17 protein-coding genes are annotated in these 20,148 nt (G+C 70.0%); 2 read left to right on the forward strand and 15 right to left on the reverse strand.

Features of this window, described 5'->3' with window-relative positions; all coding sequences use genetic code 11:
• Positions 1-22 precede the first annotated feature (22 nt).
• The 8 genes from NBE95_RS16110 to NBE95_RS16145 form a co-directional block, all read right to left on the reverse strand.
• Positions 23-1,018, reverse strand: coding sequence for an ABC transporter substrate-binding protein (locus NBE95_RS16110; RefSeq protein WP_289895252.1), 996 nt, complete (start codon positions 1,016-1,018; stop codon positions 23-25).
• 78 nt (positions 1,019-1,096) lie between these two features.
• Positions 1,097-2,518 carry a mannose-1-phosphate guanylyltransferase/mannose-6-phosphate isomerase gene (locus NBE95_RS16115; protein ID WP_289895253.1) on the reverse strand — a complete coding sequence of 474 codons (1,422 nt, stop codon included), beginning with the start codon at positions 2,516-2,518 and terminating at the stop codon, positions 1,097-1,099.
• 144 nt (positions 2,519-2,662) lie between these two features.
• Positions 2,663-3,607 (reverse strand): glyoxylate/hydroxypyruvate reductase A, encoded by a 945-nt coding sequence (locus NBE95_RS16120; RefSeq protein WP_289895254.1) that lies wholly within the window; start codon positions 3,605-3,607, stop codon positions 2,663-2,665.
• Entirely contained in the window at positions 3,585-4,727 is a 1,143-nt protein-coding gene (rodA, locus tag NBE95_RS16125; RefSeq protein WP_289895255.1) for a rod shape-determining protein RodA, read from the reverse strand. The genes NBE95_RS16120 and rodA overlap by 23 nt, the downstream gene beginning before the upstream one ends.
• Before the next feature lie 3 nt (positions 4,728-4,730).
• Positions 4,731-6,674 carry a penicillin-binding protein 2 gene (mrdA, locus tag NBE95_RS16130; protein WP_289895256.1) on the reverse strand — a complete coding sequence of 648 codons (1,944 nt, stop codon included), beginning with the start codon at positions 6,672-6,674 and terminating at the stop codon, positions 4,731-4,733.
• Between the two features lie 3 nt (positions 6,675-6,677).
• Positions 6,678-7,208, reverse strand: coding sequence for a rod shape-determining protein MreD (locus NBE95_RS16135; protein WP_289895258.1), 531 nt, complete (start codon positions 7,206-7,208; stop codon positions 6,678-6,680).
• Positions 7,201-8,169, reverse strand: a complete 969-nt coding sequence (mreC, locus tag NBE95_RS16140; RefSeq protein ID WP_289895259.1) for a rod shape-determining protein MreC — start codon at positions 8,167-8,169, stop codon at positions 7,201-7,203. The genes NBE95_RS16135 and mreC overlap by 8 nt, the downstream gene beginning before the upstream one ends.
• 13 nt (positions 8,170-8,182) lie before the next feature.
• Positions 8,183-9,217: a rod shape-determining protein gene (locus NBE95_RS16145; protein WP_289895260.1), complete on the reverse strand. Its 1,035-nt coding sequence runs from the start codon at positions 9,215-9,217 to the stop codon at positions 8,183-8,185.
• A gap of 253 nt (positions 9,218-9,470) precedes the next feature.
• Here NBE95_RS16145 and NBE95_RS16150 point away from each other — a divergent pair, with 253 nt between their 5' ends.
• On the forward strand, positions 9,471-10,310 hold the full coding sequence (locus tag NBE95_RS16150; protein ID WP_289895261.1) for a putative rhamnosyl transferase: 840 nt from the start codon (positions 9,471-9,473) through the stop codon (positions 10,308-10,310).
• A 36-nt stretch (positions 10,311-10,346) separates the two neighbouring features.
• Here the strand turns inward: NBE95_RS16150 and NBE95_RS16155 are convergent, their stop codons facing one another.
• Together NBE95_RS16155 and purD are read right to left on the reverse strand one after the other, a co-directional pair.
• A complete protein-coding gene (locus NBE95_RS16155; RefSeq protein WP_289895262.1) occupies positions 10,347-11,909 on the reverse strand; it encodes a 2-isopropylmalate synthase in 1,563 nt (520 codons plus the stop codon).
• Positions 11,910-12,284: 375 nt separating this feature from the next.
• On the reverse strand, positions 12,285-13,547 hold the full coding sequence (gene purD, locus NBE95_RS16160) for a phosphoribosylamine--glycine ligase (protein ID WP_289895263.1): 1,263 nt from the start codon (positions 13,545-13,547) through the stop codon (positions 12,285-12,287).
• Positions 13,548-13,656: 109 nt separating this feature from the next.
• On the opposite strand from purD, the gene xseA reads away from it, so the two are divergent.
• A complete protein-coding gene (xseA, locus tag NBE95_RS16165; protein ID WP_289895264.1) occupies positions 13,657-15,216 on the forward strand; it encodes an exodeoxyribonuclease VII large subunit in 1,560 nt (519 codons plus the stop codon).
• A 36-nt stretch (positions 15,217-15,252) separates the two neighbouring features.
• Here xseA and NBE95_RS16170 read toward each other — a convergent pair whose 3' ends face one another.
• The 5 genes from NBE95_RS16170 to NBE95_RS16190 all read right to left on the reverse strand — a co-directional run bounded on the left by NBE95_RS16170 (position 15,253) and on the right by NBE95_RS16190 (position 19,988).
• A complete protein-coding gene (locus tag NBE95_RS16170) occupies positions 15,253-16,485 on the reverse strand; it encodes an MFS transporter (protein WP_289895265.1) in 1,233 nt (410 codons plus the stop codon).
• A complete protein-coding gene (locus tag NBE95_RS16175) occupies positions 16,482-17,120 on the reverse strand; it encodes a bifunctional 4-hydroxy-2-oxoglutarate aldolase/2-dehydro-3-deoxy-phosphogluconate aldolase (RefSeq protein ID WP_289895266.1) in 639 nt (212 codons plus the stop codon). The genes NBE95_RS16170 and NBE95_RS16175 overlap by 4 nt, the downstream gene beginning before the upstream one ends.
• A gap of 181 nt (positions 17,121-17,301) precedes the next feature.
• Positions 17,302-17,952: a DUF1190 domain-containing protein gene (locus NBE95_RS16180; protein ID WP_289895267.1), complete on the reverse strand. Its 651-nt coding sequence runs from the start codon at positions 17,950-17,952 to the stop codon at positions 17,302-17,304.
• Between the two features lie 3 nt (positions 17,953-17,955).
• Complete coding sequence (locus NBE95_RS16185) at positions 17,956-19,179, reverse strand: glutathionylspermidine synthase family protein (RefSeq protein ID WP_289895268.1); 1,224 nt, start codon at positions 19,177-19,179, stop codon at positions 17,956-17,958.
• A gap of 101 nt (positions 19,180-19,280) precedes the next feature.
• Positions 19,281-19,988, reverse strand: a complete 708-nt coding sequence (locus NBE95_RS16190) for a VIT family protein (protein WP_289895269.1) — start codon at positions 19,986-19,988, stop codon at positions 19,281-19,283.
• Positions 19,989-20,148 lie beyond the last annotated feature (160 nt).

Genomic DNA, 20,148 nt, shown 5'->3' on the forward strand with positions numbered 1-20,148 from the left:
CCTGCTGCGCCGCGGCAAGGGGTCAGGGGGTTCGGGTGGCCTTGGCCCCGGTGCTGGCCGTGGTCTCGGACGGCGTCGCCAGATCGCTGATTTCATTGGTAAAAGCGTCTTTCGGCTCGTGGCGCAGCACTGCCTGGGCACCGCCGGCGCGCAGCGCCGCGACCGTGCGGCGATATGCCGCCTCGTCCAGGGCGCCGCTGGGCGAAAGCAGCGGTGCGATGCCGCGCAGCATTCCGGCCTGGCGGCGCAGGGCGCCGTCGTCGGGATCGGGGCCCAGGAGCAGCCGGGCGCTCTCCTCGGGCCGGGCCACGGCCTCGTGCCAGCCGCGCATGCTGGCGCGCAGGAACCGCGCCAGCCGTTCGCGCGCCTCGGGATCGGCCAGCTGCTGTGGCAGGACGTAAAGCCCATCCTCGAGCAGGTCGACTCCCTGATGCTGCGGGTCCAGCCGCACCAGCCCCGCGCCCTCGGCGGGGTCATAGCTCAGCGTGCTGATGCAGGCGGCCTGCTTGTGGCGCAGCATCTCGGCCCCCGGCCATTGTGCCAGCAGCGCCACGCCTTCGAGGCTGTCATCGGGTTTCAGCCCCAGCCGGTTCACCCAGGCGAGCAGCGGGTATTCCGTGCCGCCGAACCAGCTGCCCAGCGTCTTGCCGCGCAGGTCGGCGGCCGAGGCGACGCCGGCATCGGCCCGGCAGGTTAGCCGCAGGGCGGGGCGGGAAAAGATCTGCGCCACATTGACCAGCGGCAGGCCGTTCTCGCGCGCGACCAGCGCCGGCGGCATCCAGGCGACGGCCATGTCGGCCGCGCCCCGCGCCAGCGCCTCGAAGGGCGGCGCGTCGTCGGCGGGACGCAGGTCCACCTCCAGCCCTTCCTCGGCATAGAAGCCGCGGGCCTCGGCCACCAGGAAGCCGGCGGATTCGGCCAGGGCCGGGCCGCGCAGCTGAACGGTCAGGCTGTCGGCCCGCGCGCCAAGCGCGGTGGCCAGGACCAGCGCCACGGCCGGGATCAGGGATTTCATCATCGCGTCACGCCCCATGCGCGCCATGGTTAGACGGCGCGTATCCTTGCCGCAAGCCATGCCTCGGGCACGAAACCGCGATCAGTCGCGGGAATAGACATCCTCGTAGCGCACGATGTCGTCCTCGCCCAGATAGGCGCCGGTCTGCACCTCGATCAGCACCATCGGCACCTTGCCGGGATTCTCCATCCGGTGCACGGCGCCCAGCGGCACGTAGATCGACTGGTTCTCGGTCACCAGCGTCACCGTGTCGTTCACCGTCACCCGTGCGGTGCCCGAGACCACGATCCAATGTTCCGAGCGGTGGAAATGCGATTGCAGCGACAGCGCGCCGCCCGGGTTGACCACGATGCGCTTGACCTGGAAGCGGTCGGCCAGCGCCAGGGTCTCGAACCAGCCCCAGGGCCGATGGTCGCGCAGGAAGCTCTCGGCCTGACGGGCGCCCTTTTCCTTCAGCGCCGAGACCGCCTGCCGGACCTCTTGCGCGCGGTCCATGCCGGCGACCAGAACCGCGTCCTTGGTGGCCACGACCATCACGTCCGTCAGGCCGATGCCCACCACCTCCATCCCCTCGTCCTGCGAGCGCAGCAGCACGTTGTCGCAGTCGATGGCGGTCGAGCGGTCGTCGGTCACGGCGCCGCGCTCGGCCGGGACGGCCTCTTGCGTCTCGCGCCAGACCGCGTCCCAGCCGCCCAGATCCGACCAATGCCCCGAGAAGCGCACCACCGACAGGTTCTCGGCCTTTTCCAGCACCGCGTAATCGACCGAGCGGTCGGGCAGGCGCTCCCAGGGTTCGGGCGCCAGCCGCAGGAAGCCCAGGTCGGCATGGGCCTCGGCCAGCGCTGCCCTGACCGGGTCGAGATATTCCGGCGCATGGGCCTCGAAGGCTTCGATCATGGTGCGGGCGGCGAAAAGGAAGATCCCGGCGTTCCACAGGAAATTGCCCTGCGCGATCATCTGCGCCGCCTTCCCGGCATCGGGCTTTTCGACGAAGCGCTTCAGCGTGACCGGGCCTTCGCCGGCCGCTTCGGCCTCCATGTAGCCATAGCCGGTCTCGGGGCGGGTCGGGGTGATGCCGAAGGTGACAATGCGGCCGGCCGTCGCTGCCGGCAGGCCCAGGTCGACGGCGCGGCCGAAGGCCGCGGCATCGGGCACCACATGGTCCGAGGGCGCCACCAGCAGCACCGCATCCGGATCCTGCTCGGCGGCGGTCAGCGCGGCGGCCAGAATGGCGGGGGCGGTGTTGCGGCCGGCGGGTTCGATCAGAATGGCCGAGGGCGCGATGCCGATCTGGTCGAGCTGCTCGGCGACGATGAAGCGGAAATCGGCATTGGTCATCACCAGCGGCGCGCCGTAGCGTGGACCGTGAAGCCGCCGGGCCGAGGCCTGGAACAGGCTTTCCTCGCCCACCAGCGGCGCGAACTGCTTGGGAAAGCTCTTGCGCGAGACGGGCCAGAGCCGGGTGCCCGAACCGCCGGCAAGAAGAACAGGGGTGATCGTCATCGAAATCGCTCCATCGGCCAAGGCCGTTTCCATCCGCTTTCGTTATCCGCCGGCGCCTTGCCCGCGCAAGTTGCGCAAAAGGGCAGGGCGGCGGGGCCGCGCCCCCCGGATACCATGCCGCGCCGATGCCGGCAAACCCGCGCGTCAATAGCCGCGGGCCCGGTCCACCAGATGCAGAAGCGACCCGCCCCGCATGGCGCGGCGCAGGTTCTCGGCCGCGACGGCGGCGGCGGTTTCGGGCCGGGTCTCGGCCGAGACATGCGGCGTCACCGTCACCTGCGGATGGCCCCAGAAAGGATGATCGGGCGGCAGCGGCTCGGTCTGGAACACGTCCAGCACGGCATGGCCCAGGCCCGCATCCAGCGCGGCCAGCAGCGCCTGTTCGTCGATCAGCGTGCCGCGCCCGGCATTGATGACGGTGGCGCCCCTGGGCAGCATGGCCAGCCGTTCGGCGCCAAGCAGGCCGCGCGTTCCGGGCGTGTCGGGCAGCAGGCAGATCAGGATCTCGGCGCGGCGCAGCGCCTCGGGCAGGGCCGCGCCGGGCAGGACCGCGATCCCCGGCACCGGGCGGCCCGACCCGGACCAGCCGGTGACGCGGAAGCCGAGGTTCGCCAGCGCCAGGGCCACCGCCCGGCCCAGCTCTCCCATGCCCAGCACGGTCACGCCGCGCCCGGCGGCCAAGGGCGGGGTCAGGTGGTTGCGCCAGACGCCGTCCTGCGCGTAGCGGTCCATGCCCAGATGCGCGCGCAGCGTCCAGCCGGCGCAGTATTCCACCATGCCCAGCGCCAGCCCCGGATCGACCATCCGGCACAGCGGCTGCGTCAGGGTCGGGTTGGTCACGATACGCTCGACCCCGGCCCAAAGGCTTTGCACCAGCCGGGCGCGGGTGAAGGGGGTGAAATCCAGTATGCGGCCGTCCTCGGGATAGCCCGGCGCGTAGATCAGCGCGTCGAAGCCGGCCGGATCGCCGGCGCGGCACAGCTCCATCTCGGGGCAGGCGGCGCGAAGCGCGGGCGCCCAGGCGTCCCAGAGCCGGGCGGGGGCGGCGAACAGCACCCGCATCGCCTCAGCCCCGCGGCCGGTGGACATGGGCCGATTGCACGATGCCGAAGGCCATCAGCAGGATCATCAGCGAGGTTCCGCCATAGCTGACCAGCGGCAGGGGCGAACCCTTGGCGGGCAGCATGCCCATCACCGTGGCCATGTTGATCGAGAAATACAGAAAGAACGTGCCGGCGATGCCGATGGTCATCAGGCTGGCGAACCGGTCGCGATTGGTCAGCGCCGAATACATGCAGAAGCCCAGGATCAGCACATAGAGCATCAGCAGCGAGCCGGCGCCGACGAATCCGAACTCCTCGGCCAGCGAGGTGAAGATGAAGTCGGTGTGCTTTTCGGGCAGGAAGTTCAGCCGCGACTGCGTGCCCTGCATGAAGCCGCGCCCCGACCAGCCGCCCGATCCCAGCGCGATCTGCGCCTGGGCGATGTTGTATCCGGCGCCCAGCGGGTCCGAGCCGGGATCGAGGAAGGTGTCGATGCGCTTGAACTGGTAGTCGTGCAGAAGCTGCCAGTCGGTGCCCCGGCTTTCCATCACCGCGGTGATGCCGGCGACGACAATGGCGATGACGGCGGCGAAATACCACAGGCTGACGCCGGCCGCGAACATCACGATGCCGCCCCCGGCGATCAGCATGATCGAGGTGCCCAGGTCGGGCTGCATCAGCACCAGCCCGGTCGGCAGCAGGATCAGCACCACCGGGACCAGCACCCAGAACGGCCGCGAGACCTTTTCGACCGGCAACCAGTCGTAATAGGCGGCCAGCGTCATCACGAAGGCCACCTTGGTCAGTTCGGAGGGCTGGATGCGGATCGGCCCCAGCACCAGCCAGCGCTGCGCGCCCATGCCGACATGGCCCATCACCTCGACCAGCACCAGCAGCAGCACGCAGATCACATAGGAGGCGACCGAGATCGAGCGCCAGAACCAGATCGGCACGAAGGCCAGCGCGAACATCACCACCATGCCGACGGCGAAACGCTCCATCTGCGGACCGGCCCATTGGTCGATATCGCCGCCCGAGACGGAATAAAGCATCAGGAAGCCGATGCAGCTGACGGCGGTGACCAGGAAGACCAGCGGCCAGTTCAGGTGCAGGATCTTGCGCCAGCCGGTCGGCGCCTGCGCGACATGATAGTTCAGATAGCTCATGCGTCAGGCCTTTGCGCGCGCCTCGCCCTTGCGGGCCGAGGGGGCGAGGTTCATCTTCGACCACATCTCCTGCACCTTGGCGCGCTCGCCCTCGGGATAGGCGGACAGCGGCGGCAGCCCGTCCGCCAGCGCGTAAAGCAGGATGTCGCGGGCGATGGGCGCTGCCACGGCCGAGCCGCCGCCGCCATGCTCGACCACCACCGAAACCGCATAGCGCGGCATGTCATAGGGCGCGAAACAGACGAAAAGCGCATGGTCGCGCCGGTTCCAGGGCAGCTGGTCGTTCGAGATCACGCCGCGCGCCCGCTCGGCGGCGGTGATGTTTCGCACCTGCGAGGTGCCGGTCTTGCCGGCCATCTGCCATTCCGGCGCGATGATCCGCGCCCGCCGGGCGGTGCCGCGGCTGCTGTTCATCACCGCATCCATCCCGCCCCGTGCCGTGCGCAGGTTCAGCGGGTTGATGTCCAGCTCGGGCCAGTCCGGCACCGGCTCGACCGTGCCGTCGATGGCCTTGACCAGCCGCGGCGCGACCGCGCGACCGGTCGCCACCCGCGCCGTCATCACCGCCAGTTGCAGCGGCGAGGCCAGGACATAGCCCTGGCCGATCGAGGCGTTCAGCGAATCGCCGATCTGCCATTCCTGGTCGTAGCGCGCCTTCTTCCAGGCGCGGTCCGGCGCGATGCCCTCGGCGATGGCGGACATGGGCAGGTCGTGGCGCACGCCGATGCCCAGCTTGCGCGCCATGGCGGCGATGCGGTCGATGCCGACCCGCTGCGCCAGCTCGTAGAAATACACGTCGCAGGAATGTTCCAGGCTGCCCTGCGCATCGACCATGCCATGGCCGTCCCGGCGCCAGCAATGGAAGCGGCGACCGGCGACCTGGGTGTAGCCGGGGCAATAGAAGCGCGAGCCGGGGTTGATCACGCCCGCTTCCAGCCCGGCCAGCAGCGTCACCATCTTGAAGGTCGAGCCGGGCGGATAGACGCCCTGCACGGTCTTGTCGGCCAGCGGGCGGTGGTCATGCTCCATCAGCGCCCGGTAATCCGGACCCGAGATGCCGCGCACGAACTTGTTCGGATCGAAGACCGGTGAGGAGGAGATCGCCAGGATGTCGCCGTTGGTGACGTCGATCACCACCGCGGCGGCGCTTTCGCTGCCCAGCCGCTGGGTGGAGAAATTCTGCAGGCCGGCGTCCAGGGTGGTCTGCACCGTGGCGCCCTGCTGACCTTCCTGCCGCGACAGCTCGCGCATCTCGCGCCCGGCGCTGTTCACCTCGACCCGGCGCGAGCCGGCCTTGCCGCGCAGCGCCTCCTCCAGCTTGGCCTCCATGCCGACCTTGCCCAGCTGGAACTCGGGCAGGCGCAGCACCGGGTCCGGGTTCTCGATCTTCGACAGGTCGTAATCCGAGACCGGGCCGACATAGCCCAGCACATGCGCGAAATCGCCGGCGCGCGGATAGCTGCGCGACAGGCCGGCCTCGGGCGTGACGCCGGGCAGGGCGGGGGCGTTCAGCGCGATCGAGGAAAATTCGGCCCAGCTCAGCCGGTCGGCGACCAGCACCGGGGCGACGGCGCTGCGCTTGCGGATCTCCTCGAGGATCTCGGCGGCCTGGCGGTCGGACATCGGGATGATCTGGCGCAGCCGGGCGATCACGGTCGAGACGTCGCCGGCCTCCTCGCGGGTCAGGGTGACGCGGTAGTTCTGTTCGTTCCCGGCGATGATGGTGCCGTTGCGGTCCAGGATCAGCCCGCGCGCCGGCGGCAGCAGGCGGATCTTGATCGAGTTGCCGTCCGACAGCATCCGGTATTCGTCGGCATGCTCGATCTGCATCGAGCGCAGCTTCAGCCCCAGCGCCGTGACCACAGCCGCCTGGATCGCGCCCAGCATCACCACCCGGCGGGTGATGGACCGGCTGCTTTCGGCGATTTGGCGTTCCGATTTGCGCATGGGTCAGCGAAGCCTCGCGTCACGTTCCGCACGGTTGCGGGGCAGGCCGAACAGCCAGCCCGCCAGCCCGGCCACCAGCGGATAGGCCCCGGTCGTGGCGATGAATTGCAGCAGCACCTGACCCAGCGGCGGCAGGGGCAGGAAGAAGATCGCCAGCAGGAAACGGTTCGCCACCATCATCAGTGCCAGAAGCATCGTCACGCGCAGCCATTCAACCATGAATGGCAGTTCGCGCCAATGCTGCTCGCGGTTTCTTGCGGCTTCGGTCCCCATCACCGCCACGGCGGCGAACAGGCCGATGGGGCGCAAAAGCAGGATGTCCTCGATCAGGAACAGCAGGGCGATGGTCAGCACCGGCACCTGTTCGGGGCGGCGCAGCACCCAGACCAGCACCAGGCACAGCGCCAGGTCCGGGCCGGGCCAGCCGATCCGGCCCGGCGCCAGCGGCAGAAGCCGCCAGAACAGGATCGCCAGGAACAGGATCACGAACAGCGCCTGGCCCAGGAACCTCTGGCGGCGGGCCGGCTCAATCATCCGCCGCTCCGGCCGGGTCGGGCTCGGCCGCGAGTTCGGGATTGGCGGCGGCCGGATTGGGGGTGTCGAGGTTCATCGCCGGCGGCATCGGCGGGCCGATGAAATCGGCCGGCGGCGGCGGGATCAGCAGCCCGGTATCGGCCAGCCGCTCGGCCGGGTGGCTGCGCAGCACGCGCAGGAATTCCAGCCGCCCGTAATCGGCGGCGAGCCGCACCCGCAGCCGTCCGTCGCTGGCCAGCGCCACCTGGCCGACCAGCAGCCCGGCCGGGAACACGCCGCCGTCGCCCGAGCTGACCACGCGGTCGCCGGGGCGGATGTTTTCCGGGCTTTCGATGAAATCCAGCGCCGGCAGGGCGGTGTTGTCGCCGGTCAGCAGCGCGTGCTGGCCCGAGGGCAGGATGGTCACCGGCATGCGGCTGGAGGGATCGGTCAGCAGCATCACCCGGCTGGTGGTCTGCCCGACGCCCGAGATGCGGCCCACCAGCCCCAGCCCGTCCATCGTCGCCCAGCCGTCCAGGATGCCGTCGCGGGCGCCGACGTTCAGCAGTACCGACTGCCGGAAGGCGGTGCCGCTGTCGGTCATCACCACGCCGGAAACCGAGGTCAGCGCCGGGTCGATGCGCACATTGTTCTGCGCCAGCAGCTTGGCGTTTTCCTGTTCCAGCTGCACCGCGGCCTCTTTCCAGGCCGACATCTTCTGCAGCTCGCGCCGCAGCTCCTGGTTCTGCTCATAGAGCCGGGCATAGGACTGGAAGCCCGCGACCATGCGCGACAGCTTGGTCACCGGCATGGTCACCCATTCGAAACTGGGCACGAAGCGGTCGATGAAGGCCGAGCGCATCCGCTCGGCCCGCGGGCTGTCGATCTGCCAGAACAGGAAGATCGACAGCAGCGCCAGCACCAGCAGCGAAACCAGGATGCGGCGGACCGGAGTCGCGTAATCTGGGCCCTTGCGCGCCATGGGCCTGGTCCGATCAGCTGTCGTAGTCGATCACGTGGCGCAGCTGCTTCTCGAACTCCAGGGCCTTGCCGGTGCCAAGCGCCACGCAGCTCATCGGCTGGTCGGCCAGGCTGATCATCAGCCCGGTCTGTTCGCGCAGCGCCAGGTCCAGTTCGCCCAGCATCGCCCCGCCGCCGGTCAGCATCACGCCGCGGTCGACGATGTCGGCGGCCAGGTCCGGCGGCGTCGCTTCCAGCGCCACCATCACCGCCTCGCAGATCTGCTGCACCGGCTCGGCCAGGGCTTCGGCGACCATGGCCTGGGTGATTTCCATTTCCTTGGGAATGCCGTTCAACAGGTCGCGGCCGCGCACCATGATCGTGGCGCCGCGCCCGTCATCGGGCATCCGCGCGGTGCCGATCTGGGTCTTGACCCGCTCGGCGGTCGATTCGCCGATCAGCAGGTTGTGGTTGCGGCGCAGGTAGTTGATCAGCGCGTCATCCATGCGGTCGCCGCCGATGCGGACGGAACGGGCATAGACCACGTCGCCCAGCGACAGCACCGCGACCTCGGTGGTGCCGCCGCCGATATCGACGACCATGCTGCCGGTCGGCTCGGTGATCGGCATGCCGGCGCCGATGGCGGCGGCGATGGGTTCCGCGATCAGGCCGGCGCGCCGTGCGCCGGCGGACAGCACCGACTGGCGGATGGCGCGCTTCTCGACGGGGGTCGCGCCATGCGGCACGCAGACGATGATCTTCGGCTTCGAGAAGGTGGTGCGCTTGAACACCTTCTTGATGAAATGCTTGATCATTTCCTCGGCGCTGTCGAAATCGGCGATCACGCCCTCGCGCATCGGGCGGATGGCCTCGATCGAGCCGGGGGTGCGGCCCAGCATCAGCTTCGCGTCCTCGCCCACGGCCAGGACCTGCTTCTTGCCGTCCTTGACGTGATAGGCGACGACCGACGGCTCGTTCAGGATGACGCCCTTGCCCTTGACATAGATCAGCGTGTTCGCCGTCCCCAGGTCGATCGCGATATCGGTGGAAAACAACCCGCCAAAGGCCATGTGACTACCCCTTCTGCCGCCCCTGCCATGACGGCCGTTCCGCCGTCGTTTTGCCGACGGCCATTGCCCGATTGCCCCGACGAGTCGCCCCGCCAAGGTGTTGGACATATAGGCCGGGGCCGGCCCGGGGAAAACCCGAAAATTGCTGCCGCAGGGCGGGACGGCGGGGTTCCGCGGCAGCCGCTTCCCTTGACCGTGCTGCCGGCCCTGCTAGCCTGCCGGGCATGTCGGATGCGAAAGAAGGGACAGCGGCGTGCAAGACGATATCGTGGGGATCTGCCGCTTTTCCTTCCTGGGGAAATGCGACTGGGCCGAGACCGCGGGGCAGGGCGGCGACAGCCCCGGCCTGATGGCGCGGCGCCGGGCCATGCTCTACGCGCCGGGACGGCTGGCACGCCGCTTCGCCGCCTTCGAGACGCTCTGCCTGCCCTCGATCCGGGCGCAGACCGACCCGGATTTCCGCTTCTGGATCCTGACCTCGCCCGAGATGCCGGGCGAATGGCTGGAGCGGCTGCGCGGGCTTTGCGCGGGGGTGCCGCAGATCCGGCTGATCGTCTCGGACAAGCGCGAGACGGTGAACGCGCTGCGCGAGCCGCTGCGCGAGGCGGCCGAGGCGGCAGGCCGGCCGGTGATCCAGTTCCGCGTCGATGACGACGACGCCTTCAGCCGCCACCACGTCGCCCGCATCCGCAGCCACGCAAGGCGCTTCGCCGACCTGCCGGCTTTCGCCATCAGCTATCCGCAGGGCCTGGTCATGGGCAGCTACGAGGGCGACCCGATCAGCTACTGGCGCGCGCATCAGCCCTTTCTCGGCGCCGGCGTGGCGGTGCGGATGCGGGGCGCGGGCCGTTGCATCTATGCCTACAACCATTTCCAGCTGCCCAAGCATTTCCCGGCCTTCACCGATATCGCCGGCCTGGGCTATCTGCAGACCCGCTGGGACGAGGGCGATTCCGTCGCCACCATCGTCGCGAAATTCCCGAAATGGTTCCAGCGGCTGGACCCGGCCGCCTTCCGGCAGGCGTTGGCCGAGGATTTCCCCTTCCTGCAGGATGTCGATCTGGGCTTTGTGGAACGCAAAGGGGCGGCCTGACAGCCGCCCCGTCCGCCTGCGCCGATCCGCAGCGGATCAGTGCGAATACATGCTGACCTGCTTGGCATCGGCGCCTTCGCCGACCATCTCGCGGCGCACCTTCAGCCGGTTCAGCGCCCCGACATAGGCCTTGACGCTGGCCAGGATGGTGTCGGTATCCGAGGCCTGTCCGGTGGCGATGCGGCCTTCCTCCTCCATGCGCACGCTGACGGTGGCCTGGGCATCGGTGCCCTCGGTCACGGCATGGACCTGATACAGTTGCAGATGCGCCTTGTGCGGCCAGATCGCCTTGACGGCGTTGAAACAGGCGTCGACCGGGCCGTCGCCGGTGGCATGGACGGATTTCTCCTCGCCGCCGACGCTCAGCGTCAGGTCGGCCGACTGGCCGTCCGTGCCGCAGACCACCCGCAGATGCTTGACCTGCAGGTAGTCGTCCTCGGTATTGCTGGCGGCATCCTGCATCAGCGCCACCAGGTCGTCGTCGTAAATCTCCTTCTTGCGGTCGGCCAGCGCCTTGAACCGCACGAAGATGTCCTTCAGCTGGTTGTCGCCCAGCTCATAGCCCAGGTCGCGCAGCTTCGCGCGCAGCGCGGCGCGGCCCGAATGCTTGCCCATGGCGATATTGGCCTCGTTCAGGCCGATATCGGCGGGGCGCATGATCTCGAAGGTCTCGACATTCTTCAGCACCCCGTCCTGATGGATGCCGGATTCGTGCAGGAAGGCGTTCTTGCCGACGATGGCCTTGTTGAACTGCACCGGAAAGCCCGAGACCTGGCTGACCCGGCGCGAGATGCCCATGATCTTCGTCGTGTCGATTCCGGTGTCATAGGGCATGATGTCGTGGCGCACCTTCAGCGCCATCACCACCTCTTCCAGCGCGGTATTGCCGGCCCGCTCGCCCAGCCCGTTGATGGTGCATTCGATCTGGCGCGCGCCGGCCTCGACGGCGGCCAGGGCGTTGGCGGTCGCCATGCCCAGGTCGTTGTGGCAATGCGTGGCGAAGACCGCCCCGTCGGCGCCCGGCACCCGCTCCAGCAGCATGCGGATCAGCGCGGCGGATTCGCGCGGCGCGGTATAGCCGACGGTGTCGGGGATGTTGATGGTGGTGGCGCCCGCCTTGATGGCGATCTCGACCACCCGGCACAGGTAGTCGTGCTCGGTCCGGGTGGCGTCCATCGGCGACCATTGCACGTCGTCGCACAGGTTGCGGGCATGGGTCACGGTCTGCTCGATCCGCTCGGCCATCTGGTCCATGTCCAGGTTCGGAATGGCGCGATGCAGCGGCGAGGTGCCGATGAAGGTGTGGATGCGCGGGCGCTTGGCGTGTTTCACCGCCTCCCAGCAGCGGTCGATATCGGGGAACTGGGCGCGGGCCAGGCCGCAGATCACGGCGTTCTGCGCCTGTTTCGCGATCTCGCTCACGGCGGCGAAATCGCCCTCCGAGGCGATGGGAAAGCCCGCCTCGATGATGTCCACGCCCATCTCGTCCAGCATCTGGGCGATTTCCAGCTTCTCGGTATGGGTCATGGTGGCGCCGGGCGATTGCTCGCCGTCGCGCAGGGTGGTGTCGAAGATCAATACGCGGTTTTTGTCGGTCATGGCTTGGTCTTTCTTGCGCCGAAGGTTTGCTCGGGGGGAACCGGGCGCGAACCAGACTGAGCGGCGGCCCGGAAGACCCGCTCAGCGCAGCGTAAGAAGCAGCAGACCGCGGGGACGCACGCCGAAGCCCGCGCTGTCCTGCGCGTCGCGGTCGGAGCTGATATGGCACATCCGGGTCATGCGCCGGACTATAAGCCCCGCGCCACCGGCTTGAAAAGACGAAAAACACCCCGCCGGCGAAATTCCCGGACCCGCCCCGGAAACCGGCTTTCCCTCTGGCGGAAGGACCGGCCGGCTTCGCGCGGGGCGTTAGGCCCCGCTTCGCCTTTCACCGTTTTCCAAATACCCCGGCGGCCGCGCCACCGACGCGGCGGTTCACAGCGCGCGCCAGCCGATGTCGCGGCGGCAGAAGCCCTCGGGCCAGTCGATGGCATCGGCCAGCGCATAGGCGCGGGCATGGGCCTCGGCCAGGGTCGCGCCGCGGCCGGTCGCGGCCAGCACCCGGCCGCCGGTGGCGACGATCCGGCCGTCGCGGCGCGCGGTCCCGGCATGAAAGACCATGCGGAAACTGTCCTCGGCCAAGGCGTCGAGCCCGCGGATGGCGCTGCCCTTCTCGTAGGCGCCGGGATAGCCCCGCGCGGCCAGCACCACGGTCAGGGCATGGTCGTCGGCCCAGTTGACCGAGGCCGTGCCCAGCCGGCCCTCGGCGCAGGCCAGGATCAGGTCCAGCGCCTGGGCGCCCAGCCGCATCATCAGCACCTGACATTCCGGGTCGCCGAAGCGGACATTGTATTCCACCAGCCGCGCCCGGCCGTCCCGGATCATCAGCCCGGCATAAAGCACGCCCTGGAACGGCGTGCCGCGCCGCGCCATCTCGGCCACCGTGGGACGCACGATCTCGGCCATCACCTGCTCCTGGATCTCCGCCGTCAGCACCGGGGCCGGGGAATAGGCGCCCATGCCGCCGGTATTCGGCCCGGTGTCGCCCTCGCCCACGCGCTTGTGGTCCTGCGCCGTGCCGATCGGCAGGCAGTCCACCCCGTCGCACAGCACGAAGAAGCTCGCCTCCTCGCCCGCCATGAACTCCTCGACCACCACCTCGGCCCCGGCCGCGCCGAAGGCGCCGCCGAAGGCGTCGTCGATGGCGGCGACGGCCTCGGCCTCGGTCATGGCCACGGTCACGCCCTTGCCGGCGGCCAGCCCGTCGGCCTTGACGACGATGGGGGCGCCCTGCGCGCGGATATAGGCCCGCGCCGGCTCGGCGGCGTCGAAACGCGCCCAGGCGGCGGTCGGCGCGCCGCAGGCGTCGCAAACCTCCTTGGTGAAGGCCTTGGAGGCTTCCAGCATCGCCGCCGCCCTGGACGGACCGAAGGCCAGGATGCCCGCCGCCCGCAGCTCGTCGGCGATGCCGGCCGCCAGCGGCGCCTCGGGGCCGATCACCACCAGGTCGATGGCGTTCTCCTCGCAGAAGCCGATCACGGCGGGGCCGGACAGGATGTCCAGATCCGCCAGCCGCGCCAGCGGCTCCATCCCGGCATTTCCCGGCGCGACGAACAGCCGGTCGCATTTCGGATTCTGCCGGATCGCCCAGGCCAGCGCATGTTCGCGCCCGCCGCTGCCGAGGATCAGGATGTTCATGCGGAAAGGCCCCCTTGCGAATGGTCTCGCGCCTTCTAGGAACTGGCCCGGCCCGGATCAATCCCCCAAGCCCCTTGATCCCGCGCCCGGCCCGCGTCACAACCGGGCCATGGAGCTTTTCGAAGACACGCCCGCCAGCAACGCCCATGAATTCACCGTCTCGGAAATCTCGGGCGCGGTGAAGCGCGTGATCGAGGGCGAGTTCGGCCGGGTCCGCGTGCGCGGCGAGATCGGCCGCGTCTCGCGCCCGTCCTCGGGGCATCTCTATTTCGACCTGAAGGACGAACGCGCCTGCATCGCCGCCGTGACCTGGAAAGGCCAGGCCGCGCGCCTGTCCACCCGTCCCGAGGAAGGCATCGAGGTCATCGCCACCGGCCGGCTGACCACCTTTCCCGGCCAGTCGAAATACCAGCTGATCGTCGAGGAGATCGAGCCCGCCGGCGCCGGCGCGCTGATGATGATGCTGGAAAAACGCCGCAAGGCGCTGGCGGCCGAGGGGCTGTTCGACGAATCGCGCAAGCGGCCGCTGCCCTATCTGCCGCGGGTGATCGGCGTGGTGACCTCGCCCTCGGGCGCGGTGATCCGCGACATCCTGCACCGGCTGCGCGACCGCTTCCCGACCCGGGTGCTGATCTGGCCGGTGGCGGTGCAGGGCGAAGCCTGCGCACCGCAGGTCGCCGCCGCCATCCAGGGCTTCAACGCGCTGCCCGGGGACGGTCCGGTTCCGCGCCCCGAGCTGCTGATCGTCGCGCGGGGCGGCGGCAGCCTCGAGGATCTCTGGGGCTTCAACGAGGAAGCCGTGGTCCGTGCCGCGGCGGCAAGTGAGATCCCGCTGATCTCGGCCGTGGGGCACGAGACGGATACCACGCTGATCGACTTCGCCTCGGACCGCCGGGCGCCGACGCCCACCGCCGCCGCCGAGATGGCGGTGCCGGTGCGCGCCGAACTTGCCGCCCGGCTGGCCGAGATCCGGGCCCGGATGATGCGCGCCGCCCAGACCGGCAACCAGCGCCAGCGCCAGCGGCTGGCCGATCTCGGCCGCGCGCTTGGCCGGCCGCAGGCGCTGACCGATCCGGCGCGGCAGCGCTTCGACCTGTTCGCCGAACGGCTGGAACCGGCGCTGCGCGGCTTCGTGCGCGCCCGCCGCGACCGGCTGAACGCGCTGCCGCTGTCGCTTTCGGCGCTGCGCGCCATGCTGCGCAACCGGCGCGAGGCGCTGCAGGGCCATCAGCAGCGCCTGCCGCTGTCGCTGGCCCGGCTGCGGCAGCGCCGGGCCGAGCGGCTGGCCGATCTGGGTCAGCGGCTGGAACGTGCCCGGTCGCGGATGCTGGCCGACAGCGCCCGGCAGATCGCCCGCGACCGCGCGGCGCTCGACCAGTTCGCGGCGCGGCTTGCCGCCGGCGCCGCCCGCCTCCTGCCGCCGCGCCGCGAGGCGCTGGAGCGGCTCGACCGGCTGCGCCAGACCCTGGGCTATCGCGAAACCCTGCGCCGCGGCTTCGCCGTCGTTCACGGTCCCGCAGGCCTGCTCACCTCGGCCGCGGAAGCGGCGCAAACCCCGCGCTTCGAGATCGAGTTCCACGACGGCCGCATGGCGGCCCGCCCCGACACGCCGCCGGCCAAACCCGCCCGCAAGCCAAGGCAGCCCAAGGGCCAGCCATCGCTGTTCTAGAAGCGGCGCCGGCGCGTCCCGCCGGGGACCGCGCCCCTAGCGCGCGATCTCGCGCGGCCGCAGCATCAGCCACAGAAGCGCGCCGCCCGCCAGCACCAGGAAGGGCAGCATGGCCAGGTTCACTGCGCTCCAGCCGGCCTGCGGCGAGCCGCCCATGCAGTTCATCAGCCCGCCCGAGGACAGCGAGGCCAGGAACACGCCGGAAAACACCACGGCGTCGTTCAGGCCCTGCACCCGCTCGCGCTCCTCGGGGCGATAGGCGCGGGTCAGCATGGCGGTGGCACCGATATAGCCGAAGTTCCAGCCCAGCCCCAGCAGGATCATCGCCAGGTAGAAATGCGACAGCTCGACCCCGGACAGCGCCACCGCCCCGGCGCCGGCCAGGATCGCCAGGCCCAGCATGACGATGCGGGTGGCGCCGAAACGGGCGATCAGATGGCCGGTGAAGAACGAGGGCGCGAACATCGCCAGCACATGGCCCGAGACGATGTTCGCCGCATCCGCCGTGGCGAAGCCGCAGCCCACCACCGCCAGCGGCGCCGAGGTCATCACCAGGTTCATCAGCGCATAGGAGACCATGCCGCAGATCATCGCCACGGTGATCTGCGGCACCCGCAACAGCGCACCCAGCGGCCGGCCCTCGGCATGGCCCCCGGCCGGGGCGGGCGGGCGCGGGATGTCGAGAAAGGCGAAGATCGCCGGGCCGAGCAGGTTCAGCCCGATGATGGCCGCATAGGTGGCCAAAAAGGGGATGGCGGTCAGGTCGGCGGTCAGCCGCACCAGCAGCGGGCCGGTGAAGGCGGCGGCAAGCCCGCCGGCCAGAACCCAGGAAATGGCGCGCGACTGGAACTCGGGCGGGGCGCAATCGGTGGCGGCGAAGCGGAAGAAGCCCTGTGCCGCCATATAGACCCCGGTGAACAGCGCGCTGGCGGTGAAAAGCCAGAAATTGCCCGCCGACAGCGCGTAGGCCGCGATCCCCGCCCCCAGCGCCGCCGAGCCGCAGGAGAGCAGGAACCCGGCCCGCCGCCCATGCCGGCGCATGAAGCCCGAAAGCGGCCGGGCTGACAGCGCCGAGCCCAGGATCATCATCGACAGGGGCAGGGTGGCGATGCAGGGATTGGGGCTGAGCATCTGGCCGGCCAGCCCGCCGACGATGAAGATCATCGACATTTGCGCCCCCAGGAGCGCCTGGGCCAGCAGCAGCACGATGACATTGCGCCGGGCGCGGCGCATGGCGTCGGGACCGGCAAGATCGGGTGCGGCGGTCATGTCAACGCGACGGCCTCACGGGCGCGGGTTTCGATGGCCTGCCAGTCGCCGGCGGCGACATCGGCATCGGGGGCGATCCAGCTGCCGCCGACGCAGACCACGTTCGGCAGCGCCAGGTAGTCGGGGGCGTTTCGCGGCGTCACGCCGCCGGTCGGGCAGAAGCCGACCTGCGGCAGCGGCCCGGCCAGGGATTTCAGCGATTTCGCCCCGCCCGCCGCCTCGGCCGGGAAGAATTTCAGCATGGAATAGCCCAGCTCCATCGCCCGCATCACCTCGGAGGCGGTGACCGCGCCGGGCAAAAGCGGCAGGCCGATCTCCTCGCAGGCCCGGGCCAGCCGCTCGGTCAGGCCGGGCGAGACGGCGAAGCTGGCGCCGGCATCCTTGGCGCGTTTCGCGTCGTCGGGGGTCAGCACCGTGCCGGCGCCGACATGCCCGCCGGGAACCTTCGCCATCTGGCGGATGACGTCGAGCGCGGCGGGAGTGCGCAGCGTGACCTCCAGCACCGGCAGGCCGCCTGCGACCAGGGCGGCGGCCAGCCCCTCGGCGCGGCCGGCGTCGCCCACGACCAGAACGGGGATCACCGGGGCGAGTTCGCAAAGCGCGCGGGTGTTCCGGGACTGGGTTTCGGGGGTCATGGCGGGCCTCGTTCTTGCGGAAACTGCCGGCAGGTTGCGCTTTTCCGCGCGGCTGCGCAAGGGTCGGTGTTAGCGTTAACTGCCGTCAAGGGGGCGGGCTTGCCGGGGCAGGGGCCGTCCGCCTCCCTGACGGCTGGCGCCGCCATTCACCCCGGCGGGGATTTCGGCAACGGAACGCCCCTCAGCCGCCGAAGCTGCTGCGCCCGCCCGAGCGGGCGGTGGAGGAAGCGCCGAAGCCGCCGCGCTGGCTGACCTGGGCGGCGCTCATCGGCGGCTTGCCGATGGTCGAGGGCGCGCGCTGGAAGGTCGTGGCCGACACCTTGCCGGCGCCGCGGTTGCTGGCGAAGCTCTGGTCGCCCTTGGGGGTGGAATAGCGGCCGTCGGCGGTGTTCACCATCGGCTGCGAGAAGATGCCGCCGCCGCGCGACAGCATCGAGCCCATCATGTAGCCGACCAGCAGCGGCATGAAGGAAAAGCCGCCGCCGGAATTCTGCGCCTCTTGCGTCGTCTGCGTGGGATCGCCGCCGCAATTGCCGGCGCCGTGTTCCTGCTCGCACAGTTCCTTGGATTCATAGCGCGGGGCGGTTTCCATGAATTCCTGCTGGGCGGCGGCGAAGTTCTTGCGGCAATCCTCCTCGGTGAACCACAGGGTTTCCTGCTTGCTGGCGGCGATGCAGCTTTCCAGGTCGGGAAAGCTCTGCGCGTCCATGCGGTCGTCCTCGCAGGCGGCCAGCGCCAGGGTGGCGGTTCCGGCCAGCACCAGGGCGACATGGCGGCCGCGCTTGCGGGTGGGGCGCTTGCCGGGATCGGAATTGGAGAATGCTTCGGTCATGGATCAGCCCTCGATGAAATGCGGCTTGAAGCGGGACAGGTTGTGGGTGATGCGCGAACGGTCCTCGCGCAGGCCGAGGCCGCAGCAGGCCTCGCCGACGATCCAGGCGCCGAGCACCGGATGGAAGCCGCCCAAATCCGGCAGCGGCGCCAGGGCCTGCACGATCATCGGGTGGTGCGAATAACTGTCGTCCTGGGTGCGCGCCACTTCGCGCCCCTGTTCGTTGATCACCACCCCCGCACCCTCGCGCGAGAAGATCGGCTTGGTCACATGGCCGCGCGCCAGCGTCTCGCGCGCCGCCTCGAAGGCCGCGGCCACGGCGGCGGCGGGGCTGCCGCCGGCCAGCGCCTCCTGCACGTCATCGAGGAAGAAGGCGGGCAGCAGGTTCGGGTGGCCGGGGAACATCTGCCAGAGCAGCGGCAGGATGCCCTTGTTCGACAGAACCGCCTTCCAAGGCGGCTCGATGAAGCGGGTGCCGGAGCTTTGCAGATGCGCGGCGAACTCGTCGCGCAGCATGTCCTCCCAGGGGTAGAGCTTGAAAAGCGTGCCGATGACGCGGGACTGCTCGTCGGCGAACTGGCCCTCCTCGGTCAGGCCGATCTGGCCGAGCGCGGTGAAATGCGCGCCCAGACCCGCCTCGCGCGCCGCCCAGGCCAGGGTCTCGACGGTGGCGTAATCCTCGGGATTGTCGGGATCGGCGGCGAAATGCACGTCCTCGCCATCGGCGCAGATCTGCGTCCAGCGCGCCACGATCGCCTCGTGAATGCTGTTGAACTGGTCGCAATCCCCGTCGAGGACCCCCGCCGCCCGTTGCTGCTCGAACCAGAGCCACTGGAAGCTGGCGGATTCGTAAAGCGAGGTCGGGGTGTCGGCATTGTATTCCAGCAGCTTCGCCGGACCGCTGCCGTCATAGGCCAGGTCCATGCGGCCATAAAGCTCGGGTTCGCCCCGCGTCCAGCTGGAGGCCACCAGATCCCAATGGCGCTGGGGAATGCCCAGCCGCGCCAGCCAGGTCTCGTCGGCGATGGCGCGGGCCACCGCTTCGCGGCACAGGGCATGCAATTCGGTCGCGGGCGCTTCGATGTCTTCCTCGATCTCGCGCAGGGTGAAGCGATAGGCGCTGGTCTCGTCCCAATAGGGCTCGCCGCCCATGTCGGCGAAGGTGAAGCCGAGCTTCTCGGCCTCGTCGCGCCAGCCGGGGCGTTCGGGAAGGGTGCGTTTTTCCATGATCTCTCCTTGCCTCCCGAGATAGGGCGGCAGGCCGGCCCCGCGCAACCCCGCGGGGCGCGGCGGGCGCCGCATTTTCGCGCGGTCGCCCGGAACGCCGCTCAGACCGCGACGCCGAAGAGCTTGCCGATCCCCGCCGTCACGGCCAGCGCGAAGATACCGCCCAGCACCACGCGCAGCACCGCCCGGCCAAGCGGCGCGCGGCCGGCCCAGGCCCCCAGCGCCCCCAGCAGCGCCAGGGCCAGCACCACCGCCGCCAGCACCGTCGTGATGACCGCGCCGCCCGGCGCGAAGACCGCCGCCAGCAGCGGCACCGCCGCCGCCAGGCTGAAGGTCGCAGCCGAGGCCAGCGCCGCCTGCAGCGGATTGGCGGCCAAGACCTCGCTGAGCCCCAGCTCGTCGCGCAGATGCGCGGCCAGCGCGTCCTGCTCGGTCACCTCGCGCGCCGCCTGCAGCGCCGTGCCGGGCGTCATGCCGCGCGATTCATAGATCGCCGCCAGCTCGTGCAATTCGTCCTCGGGCATCTCCTTCAGCGCCGCGCTTTCGCGGGCGATGTCGGCGCGCTCGGTATCCGATTGCGAACTGACCGAGACATATTCGCCCATGGCCATCGACAGCGCCCCGGCGACCAGGCCGGCCAGCCCGGCGATCAGCACCGCCTCGCGTCCCGGGGCGGCGGCGGCGACGCCGGTGATCAGCGCCCCCACCGAGATGATGCCGTCATTCGCCCCCAGCACGGATGCGCGCAGCCAGCCCATGCGGTTGATATAATGCGGGTCGTCGGGATGGGCGCTCGGCTTCGGGGTCATCGTTTCCTCGTCTGGTTTTTGCCGCCAGCTTAACCGCAGGGGCGGTATTTGCCAGCCTTGCGTCCCGCGCCCGGCGCGGTCAGGCTGCGGACAGGCGAATCCCGCCGAAACGAGGGCGACGATGCGGCAGAACCCGGCCGGCCGCGGCCGCGGGAGGGTT

The sequence above is a fragment of the Paracoccus sp. TOH genome (genome assembly GCF_030388245.1).
Classification (GTDB): Bacteria; Pseudomonadota; Alphaproteobacteria; order Rhodobacterales; family Rhodobacteraceae; genus Paracoccus; species Paracoccus simplex.